Below are 18999 nucleotides of genomic sequence, written 5' to 3' on the forward strand. Positions count from 1 at the left end.
AGGAGTAAATTATGAGAATATTAGTAGATGCAGATGCTTGTCCAGGGAAACATATGATAGAGAAAGCTGCATCAGAAAATAATGTAGAAGTTATTATGTATTGTGACATAAATCATAGATTAGAAAGTTCCTATAGTGAAATAAAATATGTAGAAAGTGGATTTCAAAGTGTAGATATGGTGATTGTAAATGAGGTAAAAAAGGGTGATATAGTAATAAGCCAAGATTATGGATTAGCTGCTTTAGTTTTAGGAAAAGGAGCTTATGCTATAAATCCAAAGGGATATATATATGATAATGACAATATAGATAGGCTTTTATTTGAAAGGCATATGAGCGGTAAAATACGAAGAAGTGGTGGAAAGACTTTTAATCCAAGGAAGAGAATGGAAGAGGATGATAAAAGGCTTTATGAAAATCTTATATTTTTAATAGGTAAGGCAAAGAAATAAGCAATATGAGGAAGTGTAGTAAACGCATCCTCATATTGCTTATTTTATGAGAAAAGAATAATAGTTTTTGTATAATAATATATTAATTTGTAAAGTAGAAGGATACTGTAGATAGAATGTAGTATATCTATAAGTATAGTCATATCGTACATTCCTGATTTATTACAGTTATTTATAAATACTAGGTGTGATTTAAAAACTAAGCCATGTGGGGTGAATTAATCATGAATGAAATTTTTATACATTTTAGTTTAGAAAGTCCTCAACAAAAAAATAAAAATATAAACATTAAGGTAGAGAACAAATTAAATGAAAGATTAATGTATAAATTCTTTATAGGATGCAATGGGATATGGAAACTTTTAAGAGAGTTTGATTATAATAATAGTTTTTTGTGGACACCAAAAGAAGATGGTAAATATACTATTATGGTTCAAGGAAAGTCTGAAAATAAAAAAAATGGCTTTGATTATATTGCTAGAAGTGATTTTATCATAGGAAAATCCGAGGAAAAGTTAATTGATTCTATACAATTAAATAAGCATTATTTTAAAGTTGGAGAAAAGCTTAATATAAAGGTAAAAGGAAAAAGTGAAATGCTTTTGTATAGATATTGGATTAGAGAAAACTTTAAATGGGCTATTATAAAAGACTATAGACCAGAGGAAAGTTTAAGTATACCTTTAGTAAAGGGAGGAAATAATGAAATCTTAGTAGAGTGTAAAAGAGTAGATTCAGATAAGGACTATGATGATTTTGCTAGAGTACAATTTAAGGTAGATAACCTTGAAAAAGTAGAGATTAAAGATTTTAGATTTTTATCAAGGGAACTGATCGCAGGGGAAGAATTGGTATTTCAAGTGGAAGTTACAAAAGAAGAAGATAGAATAGTATTATATAAATTTGTAAAAATACATGAAGACGGGTACAAGGAATGTATACAGGACTATTCTACTAAAAGAATGATAACCTATGTTGAAAATAAAGTAGGTAATTATAAATTGATGTGTTATGTAAAAGATATGTATTCTTTAGAAGAATTTGATGATAGGGCTATTTTAAATTTTACTGTTAGGAAATATAAAGAAGTTAAGATTAGAGAAATTATCACAGACAAACTATCTCCTCAGCAAATAAATAAAAAGATATTATTAAAACCTGTAGTATATGGAGGAGAGGATTTATTATATAAGTATGTTATATGTGGTCCAGAAGAAAAAAATACTGGATTCATTACAGATAATAATTTTCTATGGAGACCTACATTAGCAGGAGAATATAAAATAAAATTATATGTAAAGGATAAATCCTTTAAGGGAGAGTATGAAGCTAAAAAAGAGATAGACTTTGAAATACATGAGATTAGAACTAATATTATAAATATAGATAAAGTGGAGATGGATAAAGGTGAAAAGATATTAATAGGAGATGAAATTACCATAAAAGTAAAGGCATCTGGAGGAATTAATTTCAGATATTCATTTTCAATAAAAAGAGATGGAGTACAAGAAAAAAATATTAAATACTCTAAAGATAATAGTATTATTTTTACACCTGAGAAATGTGGAGAATATGAGATTGAAATAAGAGTTAAAGAAAAAAATTCTAATAATGAATATGATGCAATAAAAAATATAAATTTTAAAGTTTATGAATTTTTCCATGCGGAAATACAATGTATACTATATCCAATAAAAGATTTTTTTATATGTAAAGACAATATTCCAATAGAAGTTATAGCAACAAAGGGAAAAGATATTCTAATAAAATATATTATAAGAATAAATGATCAAAAAGTGGAGGAAACAGATTATATAAAAAGTTTTAAGTATGAGGTAGTGCCAAAATGTGCTGGACTATATAAAATTGAGATATATGCTAAGAATAAAAAAAGTAAAGAAAAATTTGATGATAAAAAAGAAATAAAAATAATGGTTAAGGATAGCTTACCAATAACTAATACTAAATTAAAGAGTAGTGAAAATTATGCTAGAGTAAATGAAGCCATTACATTTATTGCAGAAAGTAGTGGTGGAAAAGATAAAGTATATGAATTTTATGTTAAAGAGAAAGATGAATGGAGAAAGGTGCAAAATTATAGTAATAAAAATTATTACAGTTTTATTCCATTTTCTAAAGGAAATTATAATGTTTTAGTATTATGTAGAAGTTACCATAAAAAACGTGCCTATGAGGACTATGATATGTGCAAATTTGTAGTTGAATAGTATAAAGTTAATGTTTATATATACGATAATTCAAGAGAAGAATTATATAGTAATTGGTGGTGTATTATTAACATGAATGTAGATGAAAATAAAAAGATAGAACAATTACTTCAAATGCAATTGATGACACAAATTTTTAAATCTGTCAGTAAGGATTCAAGTGCTTTCGCCCTTGTGCTAGAAAGTATATCAAAAGAAATTAACAAAGATAATAAAGAAATATTACAAGGATTAGAAATAGAAAATAAAGAACAATTTATTAAAGAAGTAGCAAACTTGAAATCAGATTTAAAAAGTCCTAATAAGAAAATAGATGAAGCCGTTGAAAAGGCAGCAAGAAGATTTAATATAGACAAGGATTTAATATTATCAGTAATAAAACAGGAATCATCTTTCCAAACAGATTGCGTTTCATCCGCTGGTGCAATGGGACTTATGCAACTTATGCCAGGAACAGCAAAATATTTAGGTGTATCAAATCCATATGATATAGAGCAAAATATAAATGGAGGAACTAAATATTTAAAAGAAATGTTAAATATGTATGGAAATTCTAAAGAATTGGCATTAGCGGCTTACAATTCAGGGCCAGGAACTATGCAAAAAAGAGGAGTAAAATCAGTAGGAGATATTGAAAGACTTCCATATGAAACTAGAGATTATGTAAAAAAAGTAATGAATTATTATGGGAAAAAATAAACAGTCTAATTTAGACTGTTTATTTTTTCTTCAATTAAGTCTATTATAATAAATATAAAATATAAAAATGGAGGAATTCAAAATTGGAAAGAATAGATAAGATTTTAGCCAACATGGGGTATGGTAGCAGAAAAGAAGTAAAAAAGTTAATAAAAAACAATTTAGTAGAAGTGAATGGGGAAAAAGTAAAAGATCCTTCCATAAATATAGATCCAGAAAAGGATAAAATATTAGTGGGGGATAAGGTTGTAAATTATAGGAAGTTTATTTATATAATGATGAATAAACCAGAAGGAGTTGTAAGTGCTACATTTGATAATTATGATGAAACAGTTATAGATTTGTTAGAAGAAGAGTATCAAGTTTTTAACCCTTTTCCTGTAGGAAGATTAGATAAAGATACAGTAGGATTACTTTTAATTACAAATGATGGGGAATTAAATCATAAGCTTATATCACCAAAATGGAAAGTAGATAAGGTTTATTATGCTGAAATAAATAAAGAGGTAAATGAGAAGGATATAGAAGCTTTTCAAAATGGTATAGTCATTTCAGATGGATATAAATGTATGCCTGGAAAACTAGAAATTATAAAAAGTGATGAAAATGGAGCAGAGGTATACGTAACAATTCAAGAAGGAAAATTTCATCAAGTAAAAAGAATGTTTGAAGCACTAGATAAGAAAGTTGTATATCTTAAAAGGGTGAAATTTGGAAATATTAATTTAGATGAGACTTTGGAAGAAGGAGAATATAGAGAGCTAACGGAAGAGGAATTAGAGAATATATTAGAAAAATGAAGGAAAAGCTTCTTTAATCAATGTATATAAAATATATTAATCAATTTAATAAAAACTTCATAATTTGTTATGCAAAATAACTTGAAGTTTTTATGCTTATCTTATATAATGAGCTTATAATAAATAAAAGAATAAATAGCCCCCTTTTATTTATTAAAAACAACCCAAGCCCCAATGGGTTGTTTTATTTTTTTGAACAAAATTGAAAATTTAGTATAGAATAAATATACCTTTAATGGTAAAATTCAATATATAGTATTAAAGTATTAAAGTTAGGAGCTGAAAGGTATGAACAATTATGAGTCTAAGTTACAAAATGAAGAAATGGATTTTTTATTTGATGCAATTTTAACTTTAAAAGACAGAAGTGAATGTTATAAATTTTTTGAAGATATCTGTACTATTAATGAAATTCAGTCTCTTGGTCAGAGATTAGTAGTTGCAAAGATGCTTAAAGATAAAAAAACATACCAAGATATTTCAAGTATTACAGGTGCAAGTACTGCAACTATAAGTAGAGTTAATAGATGTTTGAATTATGGAAGTGACGGATATAACTTAGTATTAGAAAGATTAAACAATGAAGATTAAACATTTATTAATATGAAAACCTTTAACTCCTTTGATTATGTATACATGGGGGGATAGAATGTTTAAATGGAATTATATAAATAATTTTATTAATGATTCTTACGAGGAAGCTGTTGATATAAGAAGAGATATTCATAAATATGCAGAGTATGGATGGACTGAGTTCAGAACAGCTTCTAAAATAGCAGAATATTTGAAAAATATAGGTGTGAAGGTAGAAATAGGAGAGCAAAACTTTAACAAGGAATTTATGTTTGGTTTACCTAAAAAAGAAGAATTAGAAAGGCACAAAAATAGAGCAATAGAACAAGGGGCTTTAGAAAAGTATGTAAATAAAATGCAAGGTGGATTCACTGGAGTAGTTGGAATTGTAGAAACAGGAATTCCAGGTCCAACAACGGCATTTAGGTTTGATATAGATGCAAATGAAGGAATAGAAAGTAATTCTTTAGATCATAGACCAGTAAAAGAAGGATTTGCTTCAATTAATGATGGAGCTATGCATTCCTGTGGTCATGATGGACATATATCGATAGGTTTAATATTAGCTAAAACACTTATGAATATAAAAGATAATTTAAAAGGAACTATAAAGTTTATTTTTCAACCAGCTGAAGAAGGGGTAAGAGGGGCTTATTCTATGGTGAATAAAGGAGTAGTAGATAATATTGACTATTTTTTAACTGGTCATATAGGATTTACAGCTAATAAACTAGGACAAATAATTACTGATACAAAAGGATTTTTAGCTACTACAAAACTAGATGTGCATTTTAAAGGTAGAAGTTCTCATGCGGGAGCTTCACCTGAAAAAGGGAAGAATGCACTTTTAGCAGCGGCTACAGCGGCATTAAATTTACAAAGCTTTTCTCAGCATGGAGAAGGAGCAAGTAGAGTAAATGTTGGAGTTTTAAATGCAGGCACAGGAAGAAATGTTATACCAGAACAAGCAGAAATGAAAATTGAAACTAGAGGAGAAAATAATAATATAAATAATTACCTAGAAAATAAAGCTAGAGAAGTGATAAAAGGTGCTGCTACTATGTATGATTTAGATTATGAGATAATTGTAGCAGGATCGGCAGACAGCGCTAAAAGCGATGAAGATTTTTCAAAAATTATAAACAAGCAGTTAGAGAGGATAGAAGAAGTAAAGGAAATAATAAATTCAAATAGATTTTCAGGTTCAGAGGATGCAACTTATATGATGAATAGGGTTCAAGAAAATGGTGGCAAAGCTGTTTACATGATATTTGGCACAGAAAAATCAGCAGATCATCATAATAATTCTTTTGATTTTGATGAAAGGGTATTAAGGATAGCAATAAAAGTATATGCTTTTATTACAATATATTTAAATGGAATGGAGTGAAATCTATAATTTATAAACTTGGGGGGAATGATTATATGGTAAGAAATCAAATTAACGAACTTACACACAAATACTTAAAAGAAATAATATATATAAGAAGGGATATACATGCATATCCAGAATTAGGTATGAATGAGTATAGGACAAGTGAATTAATATATAATGAATTAAATAAACTAGATTTAGAAGTAGAAAAAGGTATAGGAAAAACAGGAGTGGTAGCTCTTTTAGAAGGAGAAAAACCAGGAAAAACATTGTTATTAAGAGCAGACATGGATGCTTTGCCTATAGAAGAAACTACAGATTTACCTTTTAAATCTAAAAATAAAGGAGTTATGCATGCTTGTGGTCATGATGTTCATACTTCCATATTATTGGGAGCGGCAAAAGTTTTAGTACAATTGAAAAGTGAGATTAAAGGAAATGTAAAATTTATATTTCAACCAGCAGAGGAATGTAACCCTATTGGAGGAGCTAATCTCATGATAGAAGATGGTGTATTAGAAAATCCTAAAGTAGATGCAGCTGTAGCCCTTCATGTATGGGATTTACCTTTAGGCAAAATAGGAATAAGGCATGGAGCCATGATGGCTCAATCTGACAGAATATTCATAAAAATAAAAGGAAAGAGCGCTCATGGGTCAGCACCTCATCAGGGAACAGATACTATACTAACTGCGGGATATGTAATAACAGCATTGCAAAGTATAGTTAGTAGAAATGTAAATCCATTGGAAAGTGCAGTGATAACATTAGGAATAGTTAATGGAGGATATAGATACAATGTAATAGCAGATGAAGTGAGCCTTGAAGGTACTGTGAGAACTTTTGACAAAAATGTAGCGGAAATTGTACCTATAAGGATAAAAGAAGTAGTAGAAGGTATAAGTAACTCAATGGGATGCCAATGTGAAGTAGAATATGTAAAAGGATACCCCCTAACATATAATGATAAAGAATTAACGGATATTATTATAAAAGGATTAGAGAATACTTTAGGAGAAGATAATGTAATTATGCCTGAAAAACCAGCTACAGGAGCAGAGGATTTTTCTTTTTTTAACAAACATGTTCCATGTACTTTTATGTGGATTGGGTGTAAATCAGAGGAGAATAAAGATAATTGTATAGTTCATAATCCTAATTTTATATGCGATGAAAGATCCATTGAAATAGGAATAAAAGCTTTATGTGCATCAGCCTTAGAATACCTTAAATAAAATTATTTAAGTGAATAGAGATAACTTTATATGAGTTATCTCTATTTTTATGGAGTTAGAAATAAGTATGATTAAAGATTAATTTAAATGATATAATATTATAATATAGGCTGATTTAATAAATGAGGTTATAAAACAAGGAGTGAAAAATTTGGATTTAAAAAATTTATTGAATAAAGAGCAGTATGAAGCGGCAACCACAGCAGAGGGGCCACTGTTAATACTTGCAGGTGCAGGATCAGGTAAAACTAGGGTTCTTACATATAGAATAGCTAATCTTATTAATAATCTTAATGTATATCCATCTAGGATACTAGCTATTACTTTTACTAATAAAGCAGCTGAAGAAATGAGAGAAAGAGTTAGAGGAATAGTTGGAAAAGAAGCTGATAGTATGTGGATAACTACTTTCCACTCTATGTGTGTAAGAATTCTTAGAAGAGAAATTGATAAATTGGGATATAATAAAAATTTTGCCATATACGATAGCTATGATCAAAAAGTTTTAATTAAAGAATGTATAAAAGAGTTAAGTTTAAACGAAAAGGATTTTGATGATAGAAGTTTAATAAATAAAATAGGACAACAAAAGGATAACTTAATATCCCCAGAAAAATTTAGAAGAGAAATTGGAGATAATTATAGATTAGGAAAAATAGCAAATGTATATGAATTATATCAAAAAAAATTAAAGAACAATAATGCTCTGGACTTTGATGATTTAATATATAAAACTGTGGAATTATTTAAGAAAAATGAAGAGATCTTAGAATTTTATCAAGATAAATTCAAATACATAATGGTTGATGAATATCAGGACACTAATAAATCACAATATGAATTAGTAAAATTACTAGCGTTGAAACATAAAAACATCTGTGTTGTAGGTGATGATGATCAATGTATATATGCTTGGAGAGGAGCAGATATAAGAAATATATTGGATTTTGAAAAAGATTATCCACAAGTAAAAACAATAAAATTAGAAGAAAACTATAGATCCATGAGTAATATTTTAAGTGCAGCAAATGATGTAATAAAAAATAATTCTAATAGAAAAGTTAAAAAGTTAAGAACTAGTAATAGTCAAGGAGAAAAAGTTAAAGTATACAGAGCTAACTCTGATATTGAAGAAGCTCAATTTGTAATAAATGAAATTAAAAAATTAATTAAAGAAGAGAATAGAACTCCTAAGGATTTTTCTATATTGTATAGAACTAATGCTCAATCACGTATTTTTGAAGAGGTGTTTATGAGAAATAAAATACCTTATAAAATAGTTGGTGGACTTAAATTCTATGATAGAAAAGAAATCAAAGATATAATGGCATATTTAAAACTTATAAATAATCCATTAGATGATGTTAGTTTAAAAAGAATTATTAATGTTCCTAAGCGTGGTATAGGAAAAAGCAGTATAGAAAAAATAGAGAATTTTTCAAGAGAAATGGAGGAGTGTATATATAGTACTTTATTAGATATAGACTCTATAGGCATAGCTAATAGAGCTGCATCCTCTGTAAATAAATTTGTAAGTTTAATAAACAGCTTTATAAGAAAAAAAGATGAAGTGAAAGTATCTGTGTTAATTCAAGAAATAATAGAATACACAGGATATATGAAAGAATTGCAAGATTCTAAAAATATAGAGGATTTAAGTAGAATAGAAAATTTAAAGGAGCTTGTGTCTGCAGCGGTAGATTTTGAAATATCCTCAGAAGACAAAACATTATCAGCTTTTTTAGAGCAAATAGCTCTTGTGTCAGATATAGATAATTATGATGAACAATCAGATGCTGTAGTTCTTATGACAGTTCATAGTGCAAAAGGTTTAGAATTTCCAGCTGTGTTTATGGTTGGTATGGAAAATGGAATATTTCCAGGAACACAATCTTTAGATGATATAGATGAGATGGAAGAATCTAGACGTTTATGTTATGTGGGAATTACTAGAGCAAAAGAAAAACTGTATATGACATCAGCGGAAAGAAGAATGGTGTTTGGACGAACTGTTTTTTATCCTGAATCAGACTTTATAGATGAAATATCTAGAGAATTAAAAGAGAATCTATGCGAAAGAAAAAGTGTGAAAAATAATTTTGTGTCTGAGAAATCAAGATATTTTAATGATAATTTAAAGAATTTCAACAACAATATTAAATTACAAGGCATAATAGAAAGTAAGAAAGAAGAAAAAAATATATTAAGAGAAGAAGAAATAAAATTGGGAACAAAAGTTAAACACAGCAAATTTGGTTTAGGAACTATAGTTAGTATAAGTAAAGTTGCAAATGATGTAAAATTAACCATTGCTTTTGATAAAATGGGTGTTAAAATATTAATGTTAAGTGTTGCTCCTTTAGAAGCAGTATAAGCATTGTAACAAGGAGGCTTAAATTGAAATGGACATTTCTGAAGAAAAGAAAAGAAGGATACATGAGTTAATTGAAGAATTAAACAAATATGCTTATGAATATTATGTTTTAGATAATCCAACTGTTTCAGATAAGGAGTATGATAAAAGATATGATGAATTAGTTAACTTAGAAAAAGAGACAGGATTCGTATTATCTTATTCTCCCACACAAAGAGTTGGAGATACTGTATTAACACAGTTTGATAAATATACTCACAAAAGTAGGTTATGGAGTTTAGATAAAGCCCAAAATATTGAACAGTTAAAAGAATGGATTAATAGAAATGAAAAAATAATAATGGAATATAACCGTTTGAATGAAGAAACTTTACCTATGCCTACATATATTTTAACTAAGAAATTTGATGGATTAACTGTAAATTGTACCTATGATGAAAGTGGAATTTTAGTAAAAGGTGCTACAAGAGGTACTGGGATTATAGGAGAGGATATAACATCTCAAGTAAAAACTATAAAATGTCTACCTTTAAGGATAGCTAATAATAATCTCATAGAAGTTCGTGGAGAAGCTATAATGACAAAGGAAGCTTTTGATAAATATAATGAAAAGGCAGAGATTCCACTTAAAAATTTAAGAAATGGTGCAGCGGGAGCACTTAGAAATCTAGATGTAAGGGAAACAGCTAAGAGAAATTTATCAGCTTTTTTCTATGATATAGGGTACAGTGAAGGAAATGAGTTTAAAACTTATATGGAGATGATAGGCTTTTTAATCAGTATGGGGTTTCCAGTAGATCCATATATAAAAGAATGTAAGGATATTGTAGAAATTAAAGATGAAATTAAATATATTGAAGATATAAGGAATGAATTAAACTATGATATTGATGGAATTGTAATTGCAATAAACCATATTAAAACAAGAGAAGTTTTAGGATATACTGTAAAGTTTCCAAGATGGGCTATAGCTTATAAATTTGAAGCAGAAGAAGCTACTACGAAATTAATAGATGTAGAATGGAATGTAGGAAGAAGTGGTAGAGTAACACCTACAGCTCTTTTGGAATCTGTAGAATTAGGAGGAGCTACTATTAAAAGGGCTACCTTGAACAATATGGATGATATAATTAGAAAGAAAGTTAGATTAGGAGCAGAAGTTTTTATAAGGCGTTCTAACGATGTAATACCTGAAATAATGGGAGTTGTGGAAAGTTCTTTAGAGAATACTGAAGAAATAAAGGCACCTTTAAAATGTCCTTATTGTGAAAGTAAGCTTATAAATGAAGGTGTTCATCTGTTTTGTGAAAATACCCTATCTTGTAAACCACAGCTAGTAAAAAGCCTAGTACATTTTGCTAGTAGAGAGGCTATGAATATAGAAGGATTTAGTGAAAAAACTGCAGAACAATTTTATGAAGAATTGAATATAAAATCCATAGGAGACTTATATAGAGTAAAAAAGGAAGATTTATTAACTTTAGATAAATTCAAAGAGAAAAAAGCAGATAATATAATGAATGCCATAGAGAATAGTAAAAAACCTAAATTATCATCCTTTATATATGCATTAAGTATACCTAATGTAGGGGTTAAAACTGCTAGGGATTTAGTAAAGTCTTTTAAGACTTTAGATAATATAAAAAATGCTACTATTGAGGAACTAACTTCCGTAAAGGATATCGGCGAAATAGTTGCAAATAGTGTTATAGAATTCTTTAAACAGGAGAACATAAACGAAAGTATAAAAGAGCTTTTAGAATTAGGGGTTACGCCTATAATGGATATTACAGAAATTAAAAAGGATAATAAATTCAATGGAAAGACTATAGTTGTAACAGGAACATTAGAAGGATATACAAGAAATGAAATAAAAGAAAAATTAGAGGCTTTAGGAGCTAAAGTTAGTGGTAGTGTAAGTAAAAAAACTGACTTTGTATTAGCAGGAGAAGAAGCTGGTTCTAAGTATAATAAGGCTATGGAATTAGGTATTAGAATAATAACAGAAGAGGAATTTAACGAGATGATAAACTAATATAATCTCTTGGAGGTAGAAAATAATGAAAAAAACCATAGGTTTTTTAGGATGGGTTTCAGTTTTCGTAACAACAATGGCTTTAATATTAACCATATTAACAACATATCAGTTTGTATACGTTAAATATTTTAATAGTTATTACACATTACAGTGGTGTATATCGTTAACTATGTTTATTTGGGGTATAAAATTAATAGACTTTAGAAATAAAACCTTTAATAAGATGTATCCTATAATCTGTATGTTTTTTGCAATGGGAACTATGTTTTTTATGTTTATGAAAGTATATTAAATTTATAAAATATCAGTGTTATTACATGTAATACTGATATTTTTTATTCTTTGTTTATATGTAAAATAACAATTATATGATACAATATAATTGTTATTTTACAGAAATAATAACAATTATTAAAAACAGTATAGAAAGTGAGGGAGTAATATGTCAGTTACAAAAAAAGATGTGGAACATGTAGCGGAATTAGCAAGAATAGAATTAAGTGAAACAGAAAAAGAAAATATGATAGAAGATTTAAATAAAGTTTTGGATTATGTTAAAAAACTAGAAGAGTTAGATACAGAAAGCGAAGACATAATAGTTAATCCTTATTACATTGAAAACAAATTTAGGAGTGATGAAATAAAAGAATCCATGAGCATAGATGAAGTTATGGTAAATGCTCCTGAGAGATTAGAAGAATACATACTTGTTCCGAGAATAATAGAAGACTAACTTTATCAGTTAAAAAGGAGGAAGAGCAATATGGAGCTATATAACCTTACAGCCCATGAGTTAAAGACCAAAATAGATAATAAAGAAGTCAAAGTAGAAGAAGTTGTACAAAGTTATTTAAATAGAATAGAGAAAGTAGATTCCAAAGTAGGAGCTTTTTTATATACAGGTTCAGAAGAAGCTATTAAAAAAGCTAAAGAATTAGATAATAAAATTTCTAAGGGAGAAAGCCTAAAAGCATTAGGAGGAATTCCTGTTTCTATAAAGGACAATATAAGTGTAAAAGGTATGCAAAATACTTGTGCATCAAAAATGTTAGAAGGATATAAATCACCTTATGACGCTCATGTAATAGAAAAAATTAAAAACGAAGATGGAATAATATTAGGAAAAGTAAACATGGATGAGTTTGCTATGGGTTCTTCTACAGAAAATAGTGCATATAAAAAAACAAGAAATCCTTGGGATTTAGATAGAGTACCTGGAGGTTCTTCTGGTGGATCAGCGGCAGCGGTAGCAGCTATGGAAACTCCATTAGCACTAGGTACAGATACAGGTGGATCAGTAAGACAACCAGCTGCATTTTGTGGTCTAGTTGGATTAAAACCTACATATGGAAGAACTTCAAGATATGGTGCAATAGCTTTTGGATCTACTTTAGATCAAGTAGGCATGTTATCAAAAGATGTTGAAGATTGTGCATTGTTAACAAAAAATATAGCAGGATTGGATCATAGAGATTTTACTACTGCAGATATAAAAGTACCAGATTATACACAATTTTTAAAGAAAGATCTTAAAGGTAAAAAGATAGGTATTCCTAGAGAATGCTTTGGTGAAGGATTAGATGAAAGTGTACGTAAAGCTATTAATGAAGCACTACAAGTTTTAAAGGAAAATGGTGCTGAAATAGAAGAGTTTTCATTGCCATCATTAGATTATGCATTAGCAGCATATTACATAATATCAAGCGCAGAGGCATCTTCAAATTTAGCAAGATTTGATGGAATAAGATATGGACATAGAACTAAAGACTATACAGATGCTGTAGATATTTACTTTAAATCTAGAGATGAAGGCTTCGGAAAAGAAGCAAAAAGAAGAATAATGTTAGGAACCTATGTATTATCAGAAGGATATTATGACGCATACTATAAAAAGGCATTAAAAGTTAGAAACCTAATAAAAAAGGAATACGAAAATGTATTTAAAAGATATCATGCAATAATATCACCAACTTCTCCTACACCAGCTTTCAAAATAGGAGAAAAAATTAATGATATATTAGCAATGTATCTTATTGATGCATACACAGTACCTGTTAGCGTAGCAGGGTTACCAGCTATGTCAATACCTTGCGGAATGGTAGATGGTCTTCCAATAGGGTTACAAATTATTGGAAACTACTATAAAGAAGATGATATATTTAATATTGCATATAGTTATGAGCAATCTACTGAATGGCATAAAATGAAGCCACAGTTATAAAATTATAGTAGTTTAAGGAGTTGAATAAAAATGGATTTTGAATCAGTTATAGGTCTTGAAGTTCACGCTGAACTTTCCACAAAAACTAAAATATACTGTGGATGTACTACAGAATTTGGTGGAAAACCTAATACACATGTATGTCCTGTATGTTTAGGATTACCAGGTTCATTACCTCAATTAAATAAAAAGGTAGTAGACTATGCAATAAAGGCGGGGCTTGCATTAAATTGTGAAATAAATAAATCAAGTAGATTAGATAGAAAAAATTATTTCTATCCAGATTGTCCTAAAAACTATCAAATTACTCAAGATGAACTACCTATATGTAAAAATGGATACATAGAAATAGAACTTGAAAATGGAGAAAAGAAAAGGGTAGGAATAGAAAGAATACACATAGAAGAAGATGCTGGTAAATTACTACATACAAAGGCTGGAACGTTAGTAGACTTTAACAGAGCAGGGGTTCCGTTAATAGAGATAGTTTCTAGACCTGATATGAGTTCTCCAGAAGAAGCGTCACAATATTTACAAAAACTTAGAAGTATTTTAGCTTCAATAGAAGTTTCTGATTGTAAAATGGAAGAAGGTTCATTAAGATGTGATGCTAATATTTCCGTTAAACCTAAGGGAGATACAAAATTAGGTGTAAGAGCTGAAATTAAAAATATGAACTCTTTTAAATCCCTTGAAAAAGCTGTAGCGTATGAAACAAAAAGACATATAGAACTTATACAAAAAGGTGAAAAATTACAACAAGAAACAAGAAGATGGGATGAAGCAAATAACATAACCATAGCAATGAGAAGTAAGGAAGCAGCAAATGACTATAGATATTTTCCAGAAGGAGATTCAGTTGCTATTACAATAAATGATAAATATATAGATGAAATAAGAGCTACAATTCCAGAACTTCCACATGAGAAGGCAGAAAGATTTGTAGAAGAATTTAAAATACCTAAGTATGATGCTTCAGTTTTAACTTTAACTATGGAGATGGCTAATTTCTTTGAAGAAACGGCAAAACTTAGTGGGGATGCAAAGGCATCTTCAAACTGGTTAATGGGGGATATATCTAGACTATTAAATGAGCAAAACATGGCAGTAGAAGAACTTAAATTTAATCCAACTCAGTTATCTGAATTAATAAAATTAATTTCTTCTGGAACTATATCAAATAATATAGGTAAAAAAGTTGTAGAAGAAATGTTCAATACAGGTAAAAGTCCAAAGGTAATAGTTGAAGAAAAAGGACTTGTACAAAATAATGATGAAGGTGCAATATTAGAGGTTGTTAAAAGGATTATAGATGAAAATCCTCAAAGTATCGAAGACTATAGAAATGGTAAAAACAGAGTTTTAGGATTCTTAGTAGGGCTTGTAATGAAAGAAACTAGAGGAAAAGCAAATCCTCAAATAGTAAACAAACTAATAAATGAAGAAGTAAATAAACTAGCATAAAAATCAGAAGAGGATGCCTATGGTTAATTTAAGGCATCCTCTTGTGACTTTACATCTTTAGAAAAAGATTGAGAAAGGTTAAAAATATGTAAATTAAGTTTTTCTAATAAGTAATTTTTATATTTTAACTGATTAAATATTTGTTTAAGGATAATAAAACTCCAAATACTAACAATACCAAAAATTATCATAGTTATTATACTTAGAATCTCTATAGTTAATATCATCTTTTAACCTCCATAAAATTATTAGTATAAGTTCAGTATATAATATATGTATAAATAAGTAAATTAATTATTTGCAAATAAAAAAACTTCCCATTTATATATGAAGGGAAGTTTTTTTTATGTTTTTTTTAGGGGTGAAATAAGCACAATTACTATCATTTCCTAAGCTATAAGAAGTATTACTAATTTTATCTAAAGTACATATACCATTGTTATTGTAAATACATTTTTCGGAGCAGTTTATATACATCATAAGTATTACCTCCTACAGATCTTTAGCATGATAAGCATTGTGTTTATTATGTGCAGAAAAATAATAAATATTTTATAACATATTTCATTTATAGGTAATTATTGTACAAATAAATAATTATAAAAAATATTGGTATATTTCTATTACTATAAAAAGAGTCTTTACCCTGTTTAAAAGTATTCTTCTTTTCGTCATATTTAACACTTCTTATGAATACAGGAGCTAATTCAGAAACATTAGGTGAAATAATAGAAGATAATTTAAAATTCTTTTCATCTAAAAGATCCTCTGACTTTAAGGAAAAATTAATGTATCTTTCTCTATCATCTAAATTAGGAGCTTCAGGCCAGCTCAATATAATACCGGACTCTATAAGCTGTTTTTTATATATATTTGTTAATATTACTATGTTTTTAGTATCCTCTTTTTCAAAGCAATTTATTAAAAGGCAACTAATATATAGACATATATCTAATGGAGTATAATTAAAAGGTTTTTTATCATTGGATTTTACAAACATTCCAAAATCATTGTTGTAAAAGTTTAAAATCTCTATGAATAACTTATCCTGAATATCTTTATATCTTAAAAATAATGTATTTTTGTATAAAAGGTAGGAATTTATATAATAAAGACATAAATATTCTAATTCTATACTACTAGATATATTAAAATGACTAAAATATTTTTCATATAGTAATTCAAATAAATCTATTAAAAGTAGTTTTGCAGATTCTTCCCTAGAATATGAGTAAAATATATTTAATGCTAATGTTGTTTTAACTAAGTCTTCTAAAGAGGTTGAATACAACTCATCTTTAAATTCAATTAACATATTTAATATATCTAATGAAAAGTCTTTATATATATCATTATCAGATTTTGTGTGGCTTAAACAAGATTTATAAAAAGCGCACATTAATAAAGCCTGATCAGAAAAATTAAAATCAGGATTTTTAATTTCTAGCTTTAGATCTTTTAGTGGTGTTTCAGATACATCTTTTTTATCTATAAAAACTCCTTCTTCAGTTCTCATATAAGTAGCGTAAAACTGAAGTTGTTTTCTTGCTAGTGCTCTATACATATTTGAAAAATTATACTTTTCTTCATCTAAATTTTTAAAGTTAAAGTAATAATCACTTAATTCCAATAGTGAAAGTGTCATAAAAGCATTGCTAGATATAATAATATCTTTTTTTACTTTTTCAGCAGACCAATAATAATTATTATTAATATTTTTAAGTTTAGGAGATGCTTTCCTGTATACTGATAACATTGGATAAGGATGTTTTAGTGAATTTACGCCATAATCTTTAACTTTTAATTCTTGAGAGTTTAAAAGAATTCCACATTTAGAATAAAAAGATATATGTTTTATAGATTCTTTAGATAGATGAAATAATTGATTTTTTATGTTTGTTTTATCCAAATTGTTTAATCTTAAAAAGGGACCTATATATTTCAATACTATACACCTACTTAAAATTATTTCTTGTTAATTATATGTTTGATAAACTATAAATAATACAAAACTCAATTAATTAAATAATAAAACAATATAAAATGTGCGTAGTTTTGTTATATAATATTATTAGAAGGGAATTAGGAATGAAGCCAAAATTTTTAAGGATGGTGTATTTAAATGAAAACAGTTCTATTAGCAACTAATAATGAAAATAAAGTAAATGAAATTAAGGATATACTTTGTGAATTAAACTTAAAGGTTGTATCATTAAAAGAAGTAGGTATTAATGTTGAAGTAGAAGAAGATGAGCTTACTTTTATGGGAAATGCATTGAAGAAAGCATTAACTTTATATAATATGATAGATGATAAAAAATACATGGTATTAGCAGATGATTCAGGATTGAGTGTGGATGTTTTAGGGGGAGCACCTGGAGTTTTTTCTGCTAGATATGCAGGAGAACATGGAAATTCTAAAGCAAATAATGAAAAGTTATTGGAAGATATGAAGGGCTTGAAAAATAGAAAAGGTAAATTTATATGTGCCATGGCTTTAGTTATAGACAAGGATAATATTATAAAAGTTCAAGGAGAAGTTGAGGGAAGTATTGGTTACGAGGAAAAAGGAGATAACGGTTTTGGATATGATCCACTATTTTTCGTATCTAAATATAATATGACTTTTGCAGAAATGGACAAGGATATTAAAAATTCTATAAGTCATAGAAGAGATGCTTTAAACAAAATAAAAGAGAAGTTGAAAAGTTATATAGAAGACAAATAAATTTATTACATATATATGTAATAAAATTCTAATCAAAGAAAGGTAGGTGAAAATCGTTATAGGTTTACTAAAATTTTAAATATAATGATATTAAAACATCTTGTTAAATTAATATAATAATTTAGTAATACTGTATAACGATTAATAGTGCTAATTGGAGTTGTAAGTGATACTCATAGACATATATGGATAATAGATAAGGTAATGGAAGTCTTAGGCGATATAGATATGTTGATACATTTAGGAGATAATATACAAGATATAAGGGAATTTAAAAAAGTTTATAAAGGTAAAATATTAAACGTAAAAGGAAATTGCGATTATTCTAATTCCATTCCATCTGATATAGTAGATGACATAGAAGGATATAAATTTTTAATAACTCATGGACACAATTATGATGTGAAATATAATTTAACTAGATTAAAAGATAAAGCTTTTGAAGAAAAAGCTAATGTTGTGTTATATGGACATACCCATATATCCCAAATAATATATGAAGAAGGTGTATGGTTTATAAATCCAGGAAGTCCTGTATTATCAAGGGATGGTATAAATAGTGTAGCCTTAATAGAAATAAAAAATGGCAATATAAATTCCAGTATAAAACCTATTAGATAAAAAAATATAAAAAAATTTAAAAATACTATTGACGAAATTAAATATATCGTGTAGAATAGTTAATGTCGTTGGGAGTTGAAAAACAAATCCAAAGACATCGGGGTGTGGCGCAGATGGGAGCGCGCGTGGTTTGGGACCATGAGGTCGCAGGTTCAAGCCCTGTCACCCCGACCACATACACTATGCGGGTG

The 18999-nt window shown here is 28.0% G+C and carries 18 protein-coding genes and 1 tRNA gene; 16 read left to right on the plus strand and 3 right to left on the minus strand.

Features of this window, described 5'->3' with window-relative positions:
- The first annotated feature begins 11 nt into the window (after positions 1 to 11).
- The 13 genes from B5D21_RS12835 to gatB all read left to right on the plus strand — a co-directional run bounded on the left by B5D21_RS12835 (position 12) and on the right by gatB (position 15459).
- Positions 12 to 452: a YaiI/YqxD family protein gene (locus B5D21_RS12835; protein ID WP_011100533.1), complete on the plus strand. Its 441-nt coding sequence runs from the start codon at positions 12 to 14 to the stop codon at positions 450 to 452.
- Positions 453 to 676: 224 nt separating this feature from the next.
- Positions 677 to 2680, plus strand: coding sequence for a triple tyrosine motif-containing protein (locus B5D21_RS12840; protein WP_035111875.1), 2004 nt, complete (start codon positions 677 to 679; stop codon positions 2678 to 2680).
- 72 nt (positions 2681 to 2752) lie between these two features.
- Entirely contained in the window at positions 2753 to 3379 is a 627-nt protein-coding gene (locus tag B5D21_RS12845) for a transglycosylase SLT domain-containing protein (protein ID WP_011100531.1), read from the plus strand.
- Positions 3380 to 3462: 83 nt separating this feature from the next.
- Complete coding sequence (locus tag B5D21_RS12850) at positions 3463 to 4179, plus strand: pseudouridine synthase (protein WP_011100530.1); 717 nt, start codon at positions 3463 to 3465, stop codon at positions 4177 to 4179.
- Positions 4180 to 4467: 288 nt separating this feature from the next.
- Positions 4468 to 4770 (plus strand): YerC/YecD family TrpR-related protein, encoded by a 303-nt coding sequence (locus B5D21_RS12855; protein ID WP_035111871.1) that lies wholly within the window; start codon positions 4468 to 4470, stop codon positions 4768 to 4770.
- 58 nt (positions 4771 to 4828) lie between these two features.
- A complete protein-coding gene (locus tag B5D21_RS12860) occupies positions 4829 to 6142 on the plus strand; it encodes a M20 family metallo-hydrolase (protein WP_052040448.1) in 1314 nt (437 codons plus the stop codon).
- A gap of 35 nt (positions 6143 to 6177) precedes the next feature.
- Positions 6178 to 7362 (plus strand): M20 family metallopeptidase, encoded by a 1185-nt coding sequence (locus B5D21_RS12865; RefSeq protein ID WP_035124394.1) that lies wholly within the window; start codon positions 6178 to 6180, stop codon positions 7360 to 7362.
- Positions 7363 to 7513: 151 nt separating this feature from the next.
- Entirely contained in the window at positions 7514 to 9736 is a 2223-nt protein-coding gene (pcrA, locus tag B5D21_RS12870; protein WP_035111866.1) for a DNA helicase PcrA, read from the plus strand.
- Between the two features lie 28 nt (positions 9737 to 9764).
- Positions 9765 to 11771 (plus strand): NAD-dependent DNA ligase LigA, encoded by a 2007-nt coding sequence (gene ligA, locus B5D21_RS12875; protein ID WP_011100526.1) that lies wholly within the window; start codon positions 9765 to 9767, stop codon positions 11769 to 11771.
- A gap of 25 nt (positions 11772 to 11796) precedes the next feature.
- On the plus strand, positions 11797 to 12066 hold the full coding sequence (locus B5D21_RS12880; RefSeq protein ID WP_035111861.1) for a hypothetical protein: 270 nt from the start codon (positions 11797 to 11799) through the stop codon (positions 12064 to 12066).
- A gap of 150 nt (positions 12067 to 12216) precedes the next feature.
- Positions 12217 to 12507, plus strand: coding sequence for an Asp-tRNA(Asn)/Glu-tRNA(Gln) amidotransferase subunit GatC (gene gatC, locus B5D21_RS12885; RefSeq protein ID WP_035111858.1), 291 nt, complete (start codon positions 12217 to 12219; stop codon positions 12505 to 12507).
- A 30-nt stretch (positions 12508 to 12537) separates the two neighbouring features.
- The gene (gene gatA / locus B5D21_RS12890) at positions 12538 to 13995 is read left to right on the plus strand and encodes an Asp-tRNA(Asn)/Glu-tRNA(Gln) amidotransferase subunit GatA (protein WP_011100525.1); all 1458 of its coding nucleotides are present in this window, start codon (positions 12538 to 12540) and stop codon (positions 13993 to 13995) included.
- A gap of 30 nt (positions 13996 to 14025) precedes the next feature.
- On the plus strand, positions 14026 to 15459 hold the full coding sequence (gatB, locus tag B5D21_RS12895) for an Asp-tRNA(Asn)/Glu-tRNA(Gln) amidotransferase subunit GatB (protein ID WP_011100524.1): 1434 nt from the start codon (positions 14026 to 14028) through the stop codon (positions 15457 to 15459).
- A gap of 23 nt (positions 15460 to 15482) precedes the next feature.
- Here gatB and B5D21_RS12900 read toward each other — a convergent pair whose 3' ends face one another.
- The 3 genes from B5D21_RS12900 to B5D21_RS12905 all read right to left on the minus strand — a co-directional run bounded on the left by B5D21_RS12900 (position 15483) and on the right by B5D21_RS12905 (position 17404).
- Complete coding sequence (locus B5D21_RS12900; protein WP_035124393.1) at positions 15483 to 15686, minus strand: hypothetical protein; 204 nt, start codon at positions 15684 to 15686, stop codon at positions 15483 to 15485.
- 94 nt (positions 15687 to 15780) lie between these two features.
- Positions 15781 to 15939 (minus strand): hypothetical protein, encoded by a 159-nt coding sequence (locus B5D21_RS13985; RefSeq protein WP_023439377.1) that lies wholly within the window; start codon positions 15937 to 15939, stop codon positions 15781 to 15783.
- Between the two features lie 88 nt (positions 15940 to 16027).
- Positions 16028 to 17404 carry a hypothetical protein gene (locus tag B5D21_RS12905; protein WP_011100523.1) on the minus strand — a complete coding sequence of 459 codons (1377 nt, stop codon included), beginning with the start codon at positions 17402 to 17404 and terminating at the stop codon, positions 16028 to 16030.
- Positions 17405 to 17581: 177 nt separating this feature from the next.
- Between B5D21_RS12905 and rdgB the strand changes: the two genes are divergently transcribed.
- The 3 genes from rdgB to B5D21_RS12920 all read left to right on the plus strand — a co-directional run bounded on the left by rdgB (position 17582) and on the right by B5D21_RS12920 (position 18982).
- Positions 17582 to 18187: an RdgB/HAM1 family non-canonical purine NTP pyrophosphatase gene (rdgB, locus tag B5D21_RS12910; RefSeq protein ID WP_011100522.1), complete on the plus strand. Its 606-nt coding sequence runs from the start codon at positions 17582 to 17584 to the stop codon at positions 18185 to 18187.
- Positions 18188 to 18334: 147 nt separating this feature from the next.
- Complete coding sequence (locus B5D21_RS12915) at positions 18335 to 18808, plus strand: metallophosphoesterase family protein (RefSeq protein WP_011100521.1); 474 nt, start codon at positions 18335 to 18337, stop codon at positions 18806 to 18808.
- Positions 18809 to 18906: 98 nt separating this feature from the next.
- Positions 18907 to 18982 (plus strand) — tRNA-Pro (locus B5D21_RS12920).
- The last annotated feature ends 17 nt before the right edge of the window (positions 18983 to 18999 follow it).

The sequence above is a fragment of the Clostridium tetani genome (genome assembly GCF_900167265.1).
Lineage (GTDB): Bacteria > Bacillota > Clostridia > Clostridiales > Clostridiaceae > Clostridium_G > Clostridium_G tetani.